The sequence below is a fragment of the Acidiphilium cryptum JF-5 genome (genome assembly GCF_000016725.1).
Lineage (GTDB): Bacteria > Pseudomonadota > Alphaproteobacteria > Acetobacterales > Acetobacteraceae > Acidiphilium > Acidiphilium multivorum.
Map to the genome: position 1 here is coordinate 1612087 of NC_009484.1, position 14138 is coordinate 1626224.

Annotated in this window: 11 protein-coding genes; 7 read left to right on the top strand and 4 right to left on the bottom strand. The window is 67.2% G+C overall.

Annotated elements, in window-relative coordinates; translation table 11 throughout:
- Positions 1-151 precede the first annotated feature (151 nt).
- The gene (locus ACRY_RS09675; protein WP_007421889.1) at positions 152-1171 is read right to left on the bottom strand and encodes an NAD(P)/FAD-dependent oxidoreductase; all 1020 of its coding nucleotides are present in this window, start codon (positions 1169-1171) and stop codon (positions 152-154) included.
- A gap of 69 nt (positions 1172-1240) precedes the next feature.
- On the opposite strand from ACRY_RS09675, the gene tsaE reads away from it, so the two are divergent.
- The 5 genes from tsaE to ACRY_RS09700 are packed head-to-tail and all read left to right on the top strand — an operon-like array spanning position 1241 to position 8824.
- Entirely contained in the window at positions 1241-1690 is a 450-nt protein-coding gene (tsaE, locus tag ACRY_RS09680; protein ID WP_007421888.1) for a tRNA (adenosine(37)-N6)-threonylcarbamoyltransferase complex ATPase subunit type 1 TsaE, read from the top strand.
- Positions 1687-4566, top strand: a complete 2880-nt coding sequence (gene addB / locus ACRY_RS09685; RefSeq protein WP_011942253.1) for a double-strand break repair protein AddB — start codon at positions 1687-1689, stop codon at positions 4564-4566. Before tsaE ends, addB begins: the two co-directional genes overlap by 4 nt.
- On the top strand, positions 4563-8036 hold the full coding sequence (gene addA, locus ACRY_RS09690; RefSeq protein WP_011942254.1) for a double-strand break repair helicase AddA: 3474 nt from the start codon (positions 4563-4565) through the stop codon (positions 8034-8036). Before addB ends, addA begins: the two co-directional genes overlap by 4 nt.
- 57 nt (positions 8037-8093) lie before the next feature.
- Positions 8094-8420 carry a thioredoxin gene (gene trxA, locus ACRY_RS09695; RefSeq protein WP_011942255.1) on the top strand — a complete coding sequence of 109 codons (327 nt, stop codon included), beginning with the start codon at positions 8094-8096 and terminating at the stop codon, positions 8418-8420.
- Positions 8420-8824 (top strand): acyl-CoA thioesterase, encoded by a 405-nt coding sequence (locus ACRY_RS09700; protein ID WP_013640022.1) that lies wholly within the window; start codon positions 8420-8422, stop codon positions 8822-8824. The genes trxA and ACRY_RS09700 overlap by 1 nt, the downstream gene beginning before the upstream one ends.
- Position 8825: 1 nt before the next feature.
- Here ACRY_RS09700 and ACRY_RS09705 read toward each other — a convergent pair whose 3' ends face one another.
- Entirely contained in the window at positions 8826-10250 is a 1425-nt protein-coding gene (locus ACRY_RS09705) for an MFS transporter (RefSeq protein WP_011942257.1), read from the bottom strand.
- A 7-nt stretch (positions 10251-10257) separates the two neighbouring features.
- Positions 10258-11310: an aldo/keto reductase gene (locus ACRY_RS09710; RefSeq protein ID WP_007421882.1), complete on the bottom strand. Its 1053-nt coding sequence runs from the start codon at positions 11308-11310 to the stop codon at positions 10258-10260.
- A gap of 266 nt (positions 11311-11576) precedes the next feature.
- Here ACRY_RS09710 and ACRY_RS09715 point away from each other — a divergent pair, with 266 nt between their 5' ends.
- Both ACRY_RS09715 and ACRY_RS09720 read left to right on the top strand, forming a co-directional pair.
- The gene (locus ACRY_RS09715) at positions 11577-12248 is read left to right on the top strand and encodes a MotA/TolQ/ExbB proton channel family protein (protein WP_011942258.1); all 672 of its coding nucleotides are present in this window, start codon (positions 11577-11579) and stop codon (positions 12246-12248) included.
- Between the two features lie 4 nt (positions 12249-12252).
- Positions 12253-12717, top strand: a complete 465-nt coding sequence (locus tag ACRY_RS09720) for an ExbD/TolR family protein (RefSeq protein WP_007421880.1) — start codon at positions 12253-12255, stop codon at positions 12715-12717.
- Between the two features lie 44 nt (positions 12718-12761).
- Here ACRY_RS09720 and ACRY_RS09725 read toward each other — a convergent pair whose 3' ends face one another.
- Positions 12762-14135 (bottom strand): FAD-binding oxidoreductase, encoded by a 1374-nt coding sequence (locus tag ACRY_RS09725; protein ID WP_011942259.1) that lies wholly within the window; start codon positions 14133-14135, stop codon positions 12762-12764.
- Positions 14136-14138: the final 3 nt, after the last annotated feature.

The window sequence follows — 14138 nt, forward strand, 5'->3', positions numbered from 1 at the left end:
GAGGCGCAGGTCGCCGGCAGCGGTCTCCGACTCCCCGGTTGTCAACAGTGCCCCAGTCCAGCGCGGATACGCATCGGCGAATCCTCCCAATGCCCGGGATCGGGAAGCAGGTCGCGGTTTGTCAGGACGCTTTGACGTGAACTGGTTGGCCTCAGGCAGTGCCCGGCACACCTTTCGATGTCGAATACTCGAAATGCAGCGCCTCGTCCGGATGCACGATCGGATGGATTGCGTGAGCCGCCATCGCCGCTTCTGAGAAGCCCTGCAGGATCAGCTTGAGTTTGCCCGGATACTGCGCAACGTCGCCAATCGCGAAAATGCCGCGCGTGCTGGTCTCGCAGGTCGAGGGGGTCACAAGAACGTGATGAAGCGAAAGCTCAAGCCCCCAGGTCGCAACCGGCCCGAGATCGGTGGCGAGACCGAAGAACGGCAACAGCACATCGGCCTCGAGATGCCTGGTTGCGCCGTCGAGATCGGCGACCTCGACCGTGCGCAGCGCACCATCGGCGCCATGCAGCGCATGCAACTGATAGGGAATGACGAGGTCGATGTCGCCCCGCGCCGCCGCTTCGGCCAATTGCGCGGCGCTTTCGGGCGCGGCACGAAATTTCGGCCGCCGGTGGACCACGGCGATGCTCGATGCAATCCCGCACAGCGCCAGCGCCCAGTCCACCGCCGAGTCGCCACCGCCGGCGATCACCACCCGCTTGCCGCGCAACGCCTCGCGCCGCTTCACGTAATACTGCACCGCACCACTCGCCTCGTAGGCGGCGAGTCCCTCCAGCGGCGGACGGTTCGGGCCGAATGCCCCCGCACCGGCTGCGATGATGATGGCCTTCGCGCGGACGATGTCGCCCAGGTCGGTGCCGATCGTGAAATCGCCCGAACTGCCGGAAATCGCCGTCACGAGCCGGCCGAGCAGGCGCGGCGCGGCGAAGGGCGCGATCTGCCGCTCCAGATTCTCGATCAACCCTGCCGCCTCGATCGCCGGCAGGGCGGGAATGTCGTAGATCGGCTTTTCCGGATAGAGCGCCGCACACTGGCCGCCCACCTCGCCCAACGCGTCGATCAGCACGGTGCCGAGCTTCAGCATCCCGCACTCGAAAACGGCGAATAGGCCGGCTGGGCCCGCGCCGATAATGGCCACATCGGTGGTGATCGTCTCTGCCATGCCCCATGCCTAGCCGAAACCGCGCGCGGGTCAACTTGCAAAGACGATCTGATCGGGCAGGATCGCGCCATGGCGATTCGGAAGATGACGCTAGGCAGCGAGGCTGAGACCGTCGCTCTCGCGCAGGCGATGGCCGCGCGGGCACGGGCGGGCGATGCGCTTCTGCTCTCGGGAAATCTGGGCGCGGGAAAATCGACCTTTGCCCGCGCCTTCATCCGCGCCCGCGCGGGCGATGCCTCGCTCGATGTGCCGAGCCCGAGTTTCACCCTGGTACAGACCTACGAACTTGACCCGCCGGTGACGCATTTCGACCTCTGGCGTCTCACCGGACCGGACGACGTCGCCGAACTCGGGCTGGATGCCGCCTTGGCCGGCATTGCCCTCATCGAGTGGCCAGACCGGCTCGGCCCGCTCGCCCCGCGCGAGGCGATCACGCTCGCGCTGGGCTGGGGCGAGGGCAATACCCGCACGGCTACCGCGTCCGGGCCGGATGCGCTGCTCGAAAGGCTCATGCGATGACGCCCCATGTGCGTTTCATCAGCGCCGACCGTCCGTTCCTGCCCGAACTCGCCCGCGCGTGGCTCGATGAGGCGACGCGTGACGGGCGCGATCCGGCCGATGGCGTGCTGTTCCTGCCCACCCGCCGCGCCGCCCGCGCCGCCGCCGCCGCCTTTCTCGACGCCAAGGGCGGACCACTGATCATGCCCCGCATCGCCGCCATCGGGGCGGCGGATGAAGCGGCACTCGGCATCCTCGCCGGGCTCGACCTGCCGCCGGCGATCACGGCCGAGGAACGCCGGGCGATCCTCGCCAGGCTCATCCTCGGCATGGGCGGGCGCGACGGCGCGCCGACCACCCTCGCCGCCGCGCTCCTGCTCGCGGACGATCTCGCCTTGCTGCTCGACACCGCCGCCCAGGCTGAGATCGACCTTGCGGAGACGCTGCCCGGAATCGTGGCGCCGGACCTTGCGGAACACTGGCAGCGCACGCTGGATTTCCTCTCGATCGTGACAAGGACATGGCCTGCCATTCTCGCCGAACGCGGTGCTGTCGATCCGGCGGTCCGCCAGCGCATGCTGATCGACGCGCAAGCCGAACGCTGGCGCCTCACGCCGCCGGCGCATCCGGTCTGGCTCGCCGGGCTTGCCGCGGCCCCCCCGGCCCTCGGGCGCCTCGCGAGAGTCGTCGCGGGCCTGCCGCACGGTTGCGTGGTGCTGCCGGGGTTCGATCCCGATCTGCCCGATAATGCCTGGTCGATGCTCGATCACACGCCGACCCACCCCCAGGCCGGACTGAACCGCCTTGCCGAAGCGATCGGCGTGCGACGCGAAGAGGTTGCACCTCTGCGAGAAGGCGGTGCAACCGGCCGCGAGACACGGGTTGCACTCCTGCGCCGCGCCTTTTTGCCCACGGCGCCGGCGGCGGATATTGCCGCCGCATCGGCCGACGGACTCTGGCGACTCGATGCAGCGGACGAGCAGGACGAGGCGCGTGCCATCGCGCTGACCCTGCGCCACGCGCTCGAAACGCCAGGGCGTCACGCCGCGCTGGTTACGCCGGATCGCGGCCTGGCCCAGCGTGTCGCCGCCGAACTCGAACGGCTCGGTATTCGCGCCGACGACAGCGCAGGGGAGCGGCTTGCGGACACACCGCCCGCGGTGCTGCTGCGCCTGCTCGCCGCCGCCGCCGCGAGCGACTACGATGCCGTGCCGCTTCTGGCGCTGCTGAAACACCCCCTGGTCAATGCCGGCCTGCCGGCGGGACGATGCCGCGCCCTCGCCCGTCGGCTAGACCTGCTGCTCCGCGCCGCCCTGCCCGGCCCCGGCTTTTCGGCCATGCGCCATGCCGCCGATCACTCAACCAAACCGGACGAGGCGCTTTCGACCTTTCTCGCCGACCTGCAGGTCAGCCTTCGCCCGCTGTCGCTCGGCCCGGCGAAGACGTCGCCGGCCGGCCTTCTCGCCGGGTTGGTGGAGGCAGCGGAGGCGATCGCCGACGAACTCTGGACCGGCGAGGCCGGGGCGGCGCTGTCCGAACATCTCGCCGTTCAGATCGCAGCGCTCGATGCCCTGCCGGATATCGAGGCGACGGAACTCGTGCCGTTGCTCGACGCGGTGCTCGGCAACGCCCGGCTGCGCCGCCCCAGAGCGCGCGACGCCAATCCGCGCGTCGCGATCTGGGGCATGATGGAGGCGCGATTGCAACGGGTCGACACGCTCGTTCTCGGCGGGCTGGTCGAGGGCGTGTTTCCGGCCGAACCAGAGCCAGGCCCCTGGCTTTCGCGCCCAATGCGGCGCGCCGCGCGGTTGCCGGACGATGCCGAGCGGATCGGCGAGGCCGCGCACGATCTCGGCATCCTGATCGCCTCATGCGACGAGGTGATCCTGTCGGCGCCGCGCCGGCGGGGCCGCGCGCCGGCGGTACCTTCGCGCTTTCTGGCGCGGATCGACCTTGCGTTGCGCGGGGCCGGCAGCGCACTGAAGCAACATCCCGCCAGCCACTGGTCGACCAGGCTCGACCAGCCGACACTGCGGATTGCCCGGCCCCGGCCGGAACCGCGCCCGCCGGCCCGTGCAAGGCCCATCTCCTATTCGATCTCGAAAGTCACGACGCTGCTGAGCGACCCCTATGCGATCTATGCCGGCGAGGTCTTGGATCTGCACACGCTCAACCCGCTGCAGGCGGAAACCGATGCGGCACTGTTCGGCACTATCACCCATGATGCGCTGAAAGCGGTGACCCGCACGCCGGACTGGGCGTCCGCGCCGGATGCGGCGGCACGACTCGCCCACGCATTTACCTCGGAACTGCGCGGCAAGCGCCTGCGCCGTGCGCTGGAGGCGTTCTGGCTCGTGCGGCTCGAACGGATCGCCGAATGGATCGTCGAGATCGAGCGCGGCAGGCTTGCCGACCTGGGCAAGGCGGATGACATCAAGGTGGAACTACCCGGCGAATGGCGGTTCGGCCATTTCACGGTGAAGGGGCGTGCCGACCGGATCGAACGCCGGGGCGAGACCCTCGCGATCATCGATTACAAGACCGGCAGCCCGCCCGCTGACAAGGCGGTGGAGGCAGGTAGCGCGCCACAATTGCCGATCGAGGCGGTCATCGCGGAGGCCGGTGGCTTTCCCGGCTTCACCGGCAAAGTAACGGAACTCGCCTACTGGAAACTGTCGGGCGGCGCCACGGAAGGTGAAACGCGCGCGCTGTTCGGCGGCAATGCCGGGCCACTCCGGGCGGTGATCGACGCGGCGCGGACGCAGATCCCTGCCCTGCTCGCCTATTATGCTGACCCGGCGACACCGTTTCTCGACGCGCCGCATCCGGGCCGCAAACCCTATGACCAGCCCTTCGCCGGCATTTCCCGGCGCGCCGAATGGCAGGAGGACGCATGAGCGGCGCGATCGCAGCAGCCGAGGCGGCGCAACGCGCGGCCTCCGACCCTTCCATCTCGGCCTTCGTCGGCGCTTCGGCCGGCTCGGGCAAGACCAAACTGCTGACCGACCGGCTGCTGCGGCTGATGCTCTCCGGCGCCACGCCGGGCCGCATTCTCTGCCTCACCTTCACCCGCGCCGCCGCCGCCGAGATGGCGATCCGCCTCCGCCGGCGGCTCGGTGACTGGGCGATCGCCACGGACGAAACTCTCGATGCCGATCTCGCGGCGCTGGACATGCCGGCGGATACCGGGACGAGGCATCGAGCAAGGATGCTGTTCGGCCAGGTGCTCGACCTGCCGGGCGGCCTGCGGATCGACACGGTTCACGCCTTCTGCCAGTCGCTGCTGCGCCGCTTTCCACTGGAAGCGCAGATCTCGCCACATTTCGCCGTCGCCGATGAGGCCGAAGCCGCAGTCCGCCGCCGCGGCGCGCGCGAGGCCGTGCTCGGCGATGACAGCCGCGCCGCCGAAGCCGCGCTGCGTCTGCTCGCGGGGCAGATTTCGGAAACCGATTTCGCCGGACTGACCGACCGGATGCTGACCGATGCGCAGGCCCGCCTTGCCCGACTCGTGAGCCGCCACCCAGATGCCGGCATCATCGCGGCGATGCAGGCAGCGGCCCTCGATGCTCCGGATGACGACGAGGAAACGATCCGCCGCGCGATCGTCGAATTCGACGATCGCGAGATCCGTGGCGCTCTTTCCATCATCAAGGATCGGAGCTCGACGAAGGCGTGTGAAAAGGCGGGCGAACTGCTCAGCTGGCTGAATCTCGAAACAGAGGCGCGCCTCGCCTGCCAGGATATCTGGATCAGCGGCTTCTTCACCGGCAAGGGCGACCCACGCGCGATGTCTTCGCTGGTGAGCAAGGGGCTCGACGCCGAGGAGCCCACACTCAAGGCCACGATCGAGGCGGAACAGGGGCGATTGTTGCGCGCGAAAGACCGGCTCGCGGCGCGCCGTCTTGCCGATCTTTCGGCGGCGCTCGCCCAGCTCGTGTTGCCGATCCAAGCCGCCGAGCAGAGCGCGAAGCAGGGTAGTGCGCGGTTCGACTATGCAGACCTGATCGCCCGCGCCGCGCAACTGCTTGTCGACCCCGGTGCCGCCTGGGTGCTCTACAAGCTCGACGGCGGAATCGACCACATTCTGCTTGACGAGGTGCAGGACATCGCACCGGCGCAATGGGAAGTGATCGACGCGATCGTCGCGGAATTCTTCGCCGGCACCGGTGCGCGGGACGGCACCGCACGCACCGTCTTCGCGGTGGGTGACCGGAAGCAGTCGATCTATTCCTTTCAGGGCGCCGATCTCGCGAGTTTCGACGCCTGGCGGGCGGGGATCGGAGCGCGCGTCTCGGCCGCCGGCGCGCGCTGGCACGAAGGCAGCCTTGCGACATCATTCCGCTCCACGGCGCCCATTCTCTCTCTGGTGGACAAGGTATTCGAACGCGGGCCGGCACGCAGCGGTGTGGTCATGCCGGACGAGGTGCTGGCGCATGGCGCGAGCCGCGCCGGACAAGCCGGCTCGGTCACGCTCTGGCCGCTGGTGCCGGCGGATCCCAACCCCGAACTCGCTGCCTGGGCACCGGCCGAGACCTACGCCGAACAGGCCTCGGCCAGGCGACGACTGGCCAGGTCGGTCGCGGGCTGGATTGCCGCAAATGTAGGCACGATGCGTCTCGAGTCTCGCGGCCGGACGCTCGCTCCCGGCGATATCCTGATCCTGGTCAGGCAGCGGAACGAATTCGGCGTCGCGCTCACCCGCGCGCTGAAGGAGGCGGGGGTCAAGGTCGCGGGGCTCGACCGCATGGTGCTGACCGAAACCCGCGCCGTGGCCGACCTGATCGCCCTCGCCCGCGCGGTGCTGCTGCCGGAAGACGACGTCGAACTCGCCACCGTGCTGGCCAGTCCCCTCGGCGGGCTTTCCGACGAGGAATTGATGAATCTCGCCCTCGACCGCAAAGGCACGCTGCGCGACGCGTTATTCACCCGCGCCGACGAACACGTGGCCTTTGCGGCGGCTCGCGACCTGATTGCCGAAGCGCAGGCGCGGGCGGATTTCGTCACCCCCTACCGCTTCTTTGCCGAGGTGCTGGGGCCGATGGGCGGGCGGGCGCGGCTGCTCGCCCGGCTTGGTCCCGAGGCGGCGGAACCTCTCGATGAGTTGCTCGCCACCGCCCTCGACTATGGCACGCACGAAGCGCCGAGCCTGCAGGGTTTCCTCGCCGCGCTCGACGCCGCCGCAGCCGAGGTGAAACGGGAGGCGGAAGCCGCGGGCGATTCCGTGCGGCTGATGACCGTGCATGGCGCGAAGGGATTGCAGGCGCCGCTGGTGATCCTGCCCGACACCACCGGTCAGCGGGGGAAGGAAGCGCGCGACCTGCTTTACTGGATCGACGCACCGCAAGGCGGCGGCGAGGTTCCCATTTTTTGCCCGCGAGCCGACATGCGCAGCGCCGCCGTGCGCCAGGCTCTCGCCAGTGCATCCGACCGCGGCTTCGAGGAATACAATCGGCTTCTCTATGTTGCGCTGACCCGGGCGGAAGACCATCTGATCGTTTGCGGTGCTGCGACGAAATCCCGCCTCCCCGAGACCTGCTGGTATGAAAGCGTGCGCGCCGGTTTCGAACGGCTCGATGGAGTTGCCGAAATCGAGGCCGAACCGCCGCTCGACGGCACGATTCTGTATTATGCCGCACCGCAATCCGCACCGCCGGACCGGCTTGCGGCAATCAGCACGGCGACTGCGGCGCCGCTGCCCGGATGGATCGGTCCGGAAACCGGCTGGCGCGCAGCACCGCCGCCCGAACCAAAACAGCGCATCGACCGGCTGGTACCCAGCAGGAGTGCCGAGGGGGAAAGCACCGGTCTGGCCGCCGCCTCGCCGCTCGCTGGCCGTGGCACGGGCCGGGAAGCCGCCATGGCGCGCGGGCGGCTGATCCACGCGCTGCTGCAGCACCTGCCGGATCTCCCGCCAGGCGACCGGCGGGAGGCCGCGCGCCGTTATCTGGCGCAACCCGGTCACCGGCTTGGCGATGTGGAGCAGACGGATGTGATCGACGCGGTCTTTGACGTGCTCGATCACCCGGACCTGACAGCACTGTTCGGCCCCGCCTCACGCGCGGAGGCACCGATCGCCGGCATCGTCGGCGGTGTTGAGATCGGCGGATTGATCGACCGGCTCGCGGTTTTACCCGACCGGGTGCTCATTGCCGACTACAAGACCGATCGCCAGCCGCCAGCAGATCCGGCCGGAATTCCCGAAGCCTATGCGGCGCAGCTTGCTGCCTATGCCGCCGTGCTTGCCGAGATCTATCCAGGCCGCCGGATCGACGCGGTGCTGGTCTGGACCGCGCGGGGCCATGTCATGCCGGTGCCCGCGGCAAGGCTCGCGCGACATGCGCCCAAGCCGGACCAGCCATCCGCTTGATCGTCGCCGGGCGAGACGCCATTCTCCCCATCAACATCTCGTTTAAGGAGCAGGATCATGGGTGCAGCAACGAAAGCCGTATCTGACGCGGAGTTTTCAACTTCAGTTCTCGACTCGAAGGAGCCGGTGCTGGTCGATTTCTGGGCGGAATGGTGTGGCCCCTGCAAGATTATCGGCCCCTCGCTCGAGGAACTCGGCAGCGAATATGCCGGGCGCGTCACGATCGCCAAGGTGAATATCGACGAAAACCCGATGACACCGACGCAGTACGGCGTCCGCGGCATCCCGACACTGATCCTGTTCAAGGACGGCAAGCCGGCGGCGCAGCATGTCGGCGCCGCGCCGAAGAGCGTGCTCAAGGCCTGGCTGGACAAGAACATCTGATGGCCGTGGCGGACGATCCGGAGTCGCCACCAGCGACGCCGCCAATGATGCGCGCTATCGCCATGCCGGCCGACGCCAATGCGAATGGCGACATTTTCGGCGGCTGGCTGATGTCGCAGATGGACCTTGGCGGGTCGAATCTGGCGGGCCGGATCGCCCATGGGCGAATCGCGACCGTGGCGGTGGATGCGATGAGTTTCATCCGTCCGGTCAAGATTGGCGACGAGGTCAGTGTCTATGCCGAGCTTCTGAAGGTGGGCCGGACTTCGATCCAGGTGAATGTCGAGGCCTGGCGCCGGGCGCGCGATTCGGCGAGCGAGCGGCGGGTGACGAAGGCGGTGTTCACCTTTGTCGCGATCGACAGCGAAGGTCGTCCGCGCCCGATCGCACCCGCCCAGGCTTGAGTTAATCGACTTCCGACAGCGGACGCGCCACCGACTCGAGCGGGCGGCGCGCTGCCTCGACGCCGATCGCCGCCTCCACTGCGGCGGCCCCCAGCATCAGGAGGCCGCCCAGAAGATCCCCGTAGAACAGGTTGATCCGCTCGCCACTGCCTATCAGCATCCCGAACAGGAGAGGACCTGCAATTCCGCCCAGAGCGGTGCCAAACGCGTAGAACAGCGCGATGGCGACCGCCCGGATTTCCAGCGGGAAGCATTCGCTCACGGTCAGATAGGCCGAACTTGCTGCGGTCGAGGCAAAGAAGAAGATCATCGTCCAGGCCGCGGTCTGCCCCGTCGCGGAAAGATCGGCACCAACGAAAAGCAGCCCGGTGGCGATCATCAGCAGCCCGGCGGTGGCATAGGTCGCGGTGATCATCGTGCGGCGACCGACCGTATCGAAGAGGCGGCCGAGTATCAGCAGTCCCGCGAAATTACCCAGTGCGAAGGGCAGGATGAACATCCCCACCCGATCACCCGGCACGCCATAGAATTTCGTAAGAACAATGGCATATGTGAAAAAGATCGCGTTGTAGCAGAAAGCCTGCGCAGTCATCAGGCACACGCCGAGCACGGCGCGTCGACGATAGCGCCCGAGCAGGGCTTGCAGCCCGATGCCGAACCAGCTGCTGACATCGGTACGCAGGCGGATGGTCGGCAGGGACTCCGTCGGCATGACCGGGCCGCACCGGAACTCGATGCCAGCGACGATCTGTTCCGCCTCCGAGGGGCGTCCATGGGTCATCAGCCAGCGCGGACTTTCAGGAATATGGCGTCGCAGGGCCAGTGCGGTCGCAGCCAGGAAGCCTCCGAGAATGAAGGCAAGACGCCAGCCATAGGCCGGTGGCACCAGTTGCGGGTCGAGCGCAGCGAGCGCGCCCGCGGCCCCCAACGCCGCGCCAATCCAGTAACTGCCATTGATCACGAGATCGGTGAAGCCGCGAAACCGGGCCGGCACCAGTTCCTGGATGGTGGCGTTGATCGCCGCGTATTCGCCGCCGATGCCCATCCCGGTCACGAAGCGGAAGGCAAGCAGCGCGGTATAGTTCCAGGCAAGGCCGGAAGCGATCGTGCCGGCGAGATAGACGATCAGTGTCACCGTGAAGAGACGCTTGCGCCCCAACCGGTCCGTCAACCAGCCAAACAGCAGGGCACCGAGCACCGCACCGGCGACATAAGAGCTGCCCAGGCCACCGACAGCGGCGCTGGACAATTGCATGTCCGGCGATTTCGCGATTGCGCCGGATAGCGAGCCCACCAGCGTGACTTCCAGCCCGTCGAGTATCCAGGCGACGCCAAGGGCCACAACCACCAGCCAGTGAAACCGCCCCCAGGCCAGCCGGTCGAGCCGGGCAGGAATTGAGGTTTCTACGGCTGGCGGGCGGCTCACACGTCGCTCAGAGATGCGGTCCCAGCAAGGCGAGATCGGCCGGGCCGAGACGATCCCTCGCGGTCTGCGCCTGATGCCAGTAGGGATATTGCAACGGACGCTGGCTGACCGCATCGAGCATCGATCGCTCCTCCTTGGTCAGCACGAGCGTTGCGGCGCGGAGATTGTCCGCCAATTGTTGCTCGTTGCGCGCGCCGATCACCAGCGAGGTGACCGCGGGCCGACCGAGCAGCCAGGCAAGGGCGACCTGCGCCGCAGAAACGCCGTGCGCGCCTGCCACTTCAATGAGAGCCTCGACGATGTTCCAGAGGCGGCTCTCGTCATGGATCGGCGGCTCACTCCAACCGGCGAGCTGGCGGGTACCTGCCGGCGTTTCCTGGTTGCGACGGTGCTTGCCGGAGAGCAGGCCGCCGGCGAGCGGACTCCAGACGAGCACGCCGAGCCCCTGATCGATGGCGAGCGGGATCAGCTCGTTCTCTGCCTCCCGCGCCTCCAGCGTGTAATGGATCTGCTGGCACACGAAGCGTTCGCGATGCGCCGACTCGGCGATGGCCAGCGCCTTCATCACATGCCATGCCGAGTAGTTGGAGCAGCCGATGTAGCGCACCTTGCCGTCACGAATCAGTGTGTCGAGCGCCTGCATCGTCTCGTCGAGCGGTGTGATCCCGTCCCATTCGTGCACCTGGTACAGGTCGATCACGTCAGTGCGCAACCGCTTCAGGCTGGCCTCGCAGGCGGTGATGATGTGATGGCGCGACAGACCGCGGTCGTTCGGCCCCTTCCCCATCGGAAACCTTACCTTGGTCGCGATCAGCAGTCCCTGAGGCCGCTGACCGCCCAGAGCCTCGCCGATGATCTCCTCGGAACCGCCCGTGGAATAGATGTCGGCCGTATCAAGAAGGTTCACGCCGGCATCGACGCACATGTCGATCTGCCGACGCGCCTCGGCACGCCCGACATTGCCAACCTTCTCGAACACGCCGCGCCCGCCCATCGTCATGGTGCCGAGCGTCAGCGTTGAAATCTTCAGGCCGGATCGGCCGAGCTGACGGTAGTCCATCGGAAGTGCTCCCTGCTTTCGGAACGCCAGATGTCGTGCCGTGCATGGGCCGGCACAAGGGCGCGCCATCAAGGCGCGGACCGATGACTGTCACGTAGGCTTCACACTACGCAGCAGCCAGCTCGGTTAAAGGCTGAGCGGCAGTGTGGCATCCGCGCGGCGGAACCGCCATGTGCGTCGTTTGTCGGGCAAGCCGATCCGACCAGTACGGCTCCTGAGCCGGAACTGGCCGGGTCCTGTCTTGGGCGTAACCTCGGAGATTGGGCATGACCTTTGGCTACATCATTCATCTCGCAAATTATTCGGACGGTGTGCTTTATGTGCTCGCTGGTCTTTTCGTCATCGCAGTAGCGGTGATCATCGACCGGATGTGGTATCTCCGCCGGGCGATCCTGCGGGGCGGTTCGATCGTCAGGCGGATGGCGGCCATGGGCCGGGTGAACGAGCAGGATCTTGCAGCGCTTCGCGATTTTGCCGGCCGCATGCCCGAAGGGCTGCTGCTCGACACCGCCCTGAATCATATGAATGACGCCGACCACGCCGGCATGAACAGCCGCATGGATGAGGCGATCATGCTGGTTGCGCCCCGGCTCGACCGCCGGATGTGGGTGCTGGATACGATCGTCACCCTCGCCCCGCTGCTCGGCCTGTTCGGCACGATCATCGGGATGTTCCACGCCTTCTCGATCCTCGCCACGCCAGGCCACGCGCCGGCAGAGGTGACCGGCGGCGTCGCCGATGCACTGGTTGCAACGGCGTGCGGCATCTTTATCGCCATGATCGGCCTCGCGACCTTCAACATGCTGCAGAACCAGGTCCGGCTGATCATTCACCAGCTTGAGACGATCCGCACCATGGTGCTGAATCGTACCGACGGCGCGCCAGTCGTGCCCCATGTCGGCGGCGAACTCGCGGTCCGCGCAGTGGTGGCGGCCTGACGCAATGAACATGCGCTATTTCGAGGCCCGGAAGGCGCGCGTCGAGATCATTCCGATGATCGACGTGATGCTCTTCCTGCTGGTATTCTTCATCATCGTCACGCTGCAGATGATCCCCGATGCCGGAATCCCGATGCAGCTGCCGAACTCGACACAGACCCAGCACCTCAAGCACCCGAAATTCACCGTCAACATTCTCGACGACGGCAGCATCAAGGTGAAGACGCAGGTGCTGACTCCGGCTCAACTCACCGCCCTGTTCCGGGGCGATGGCGATCCGGCCAAGACCGAGGTGACCATCGCCGCGTCGAAGAAGGTTGCCTTCCAGCATTTCGTCACGGTGATGGATGCCGCACGGAAGGCGGGCGTCACCGATATTGGCATCGCCGCCCAACCCGTCGCGGCCGCCAGCGGTTCGTCGCCCGCTGGAGCCGCAGCGGCGCCGGCTTCACCTGCCAACGCCAACTGAGTGGCGCGTGAAAGACGGCCGGGCCCGTTTGGCCAGGCCGTCTTTCAGTCGAGAAACATCTTTCCCGGATTAAGAATACCGCGCGGATCAAGGGCTTGCTTGATCGCGCGCATGACGCCGAGTGCTGCGGCCCCATGCTCGCGGGGCAGAAACTCCCTCTTGCCGAGCCCGACCCCATGCTCGCCGCTCGCTGCCCCACCGAGCGCAAGTGCCTGGGCGACAATCTCGCGGTCGAGTTCCCATGCCTTTGCCCGCCCTTCCTCTCCTTCGGGGTAGAGGATCAACACGTGAAAATTGCCGTCGCCGACATGGCCGACGATGCAGGCTTCAAGGCCGGAACGGGTGACCGCCTCGCGTGCCAGCGAGACCGCCTCCGCAAGCCGCGAGATCGGCACGATCGTGTCGGTAGCAAACGCGCCCATGCCGGGATACGCCGCGCGGGCGGCCCAGTAGGCATCGTGCCGGGCCCGCCAGAGGCGGTTGCGCGCCTCGGTCTCGGTCGCGAAGGCGAAGCCGCTGCCGCCATGCGCCCTCGCGATCTCCTCGGCCATCGCTCCCTGCTCGGCAACGCCTTGCGCGCTGCCGTGGAACTCGAACATCAGCGTCGGGCCGGCAGTCAGGTGATCAAGCTTCGAATAGGCAATCGAGGCTGCCATCTGCGCCGTGTCGGCGAATTCGATGCGGGCGACAGGGATGCCAGTCTGCATGATCTCGATCACCGCCGCGACTGCCGCATGCTCGTCAGCAAAGCCGCACACCGCAGCGCCGATCGCCTCTGGAATGCCATACAGCTTCAGTTGCACCTCGGTGATAATGCCGAGCGTGCCCTCCGAGCCGATGAGCAAACGAGTGAGGTCGTAGCCGGTGGACGATTTGCGGACCCGCCCGCCCGTGTCGATCACCGTGCCATCGGCCAGCACGGCGCGAAGGCCGAGCACATTGTCGCGGATCGTGCCGTAGCGCACCGTGGTCGTGCCGGAGGCACGTGTCGCGCACATCCCGCCGATCGTTGCATCCGCCCCAGGGTCGACCGGGAAAAACAGGCCATGGTCGCGCAAATAGGTATTCAGCTGCCGCCTGGTCACCCCGGCCTCGACCCGTCCGTCGAGATCGGCGTCGTTCACCTCGAGTACGCGGTTCATCCGCGTGAGGTCGAGGCTGATGCCGCCGCGCACCGGCGTCACATGGCCCTCGAGCGAAGTGCCGGCGCCGAACGGCGTCACCGGTACGTCCGTCGCGTGGCAAAGTCGCAATAACCGCGATACTTCTTCGGTCGATTCGGGAAAGACCACGGCATCCGGGAGGCTGGTGGCTGCATTGGCCTCGCCATGGGCATGGGTTTCGCGGATATTGGCGTTCAGGCTGAGCCGGTCGCCGAAAATGGCGCGGGCGGCGTCGATCGTGCTCTGCGTTTCCATGGC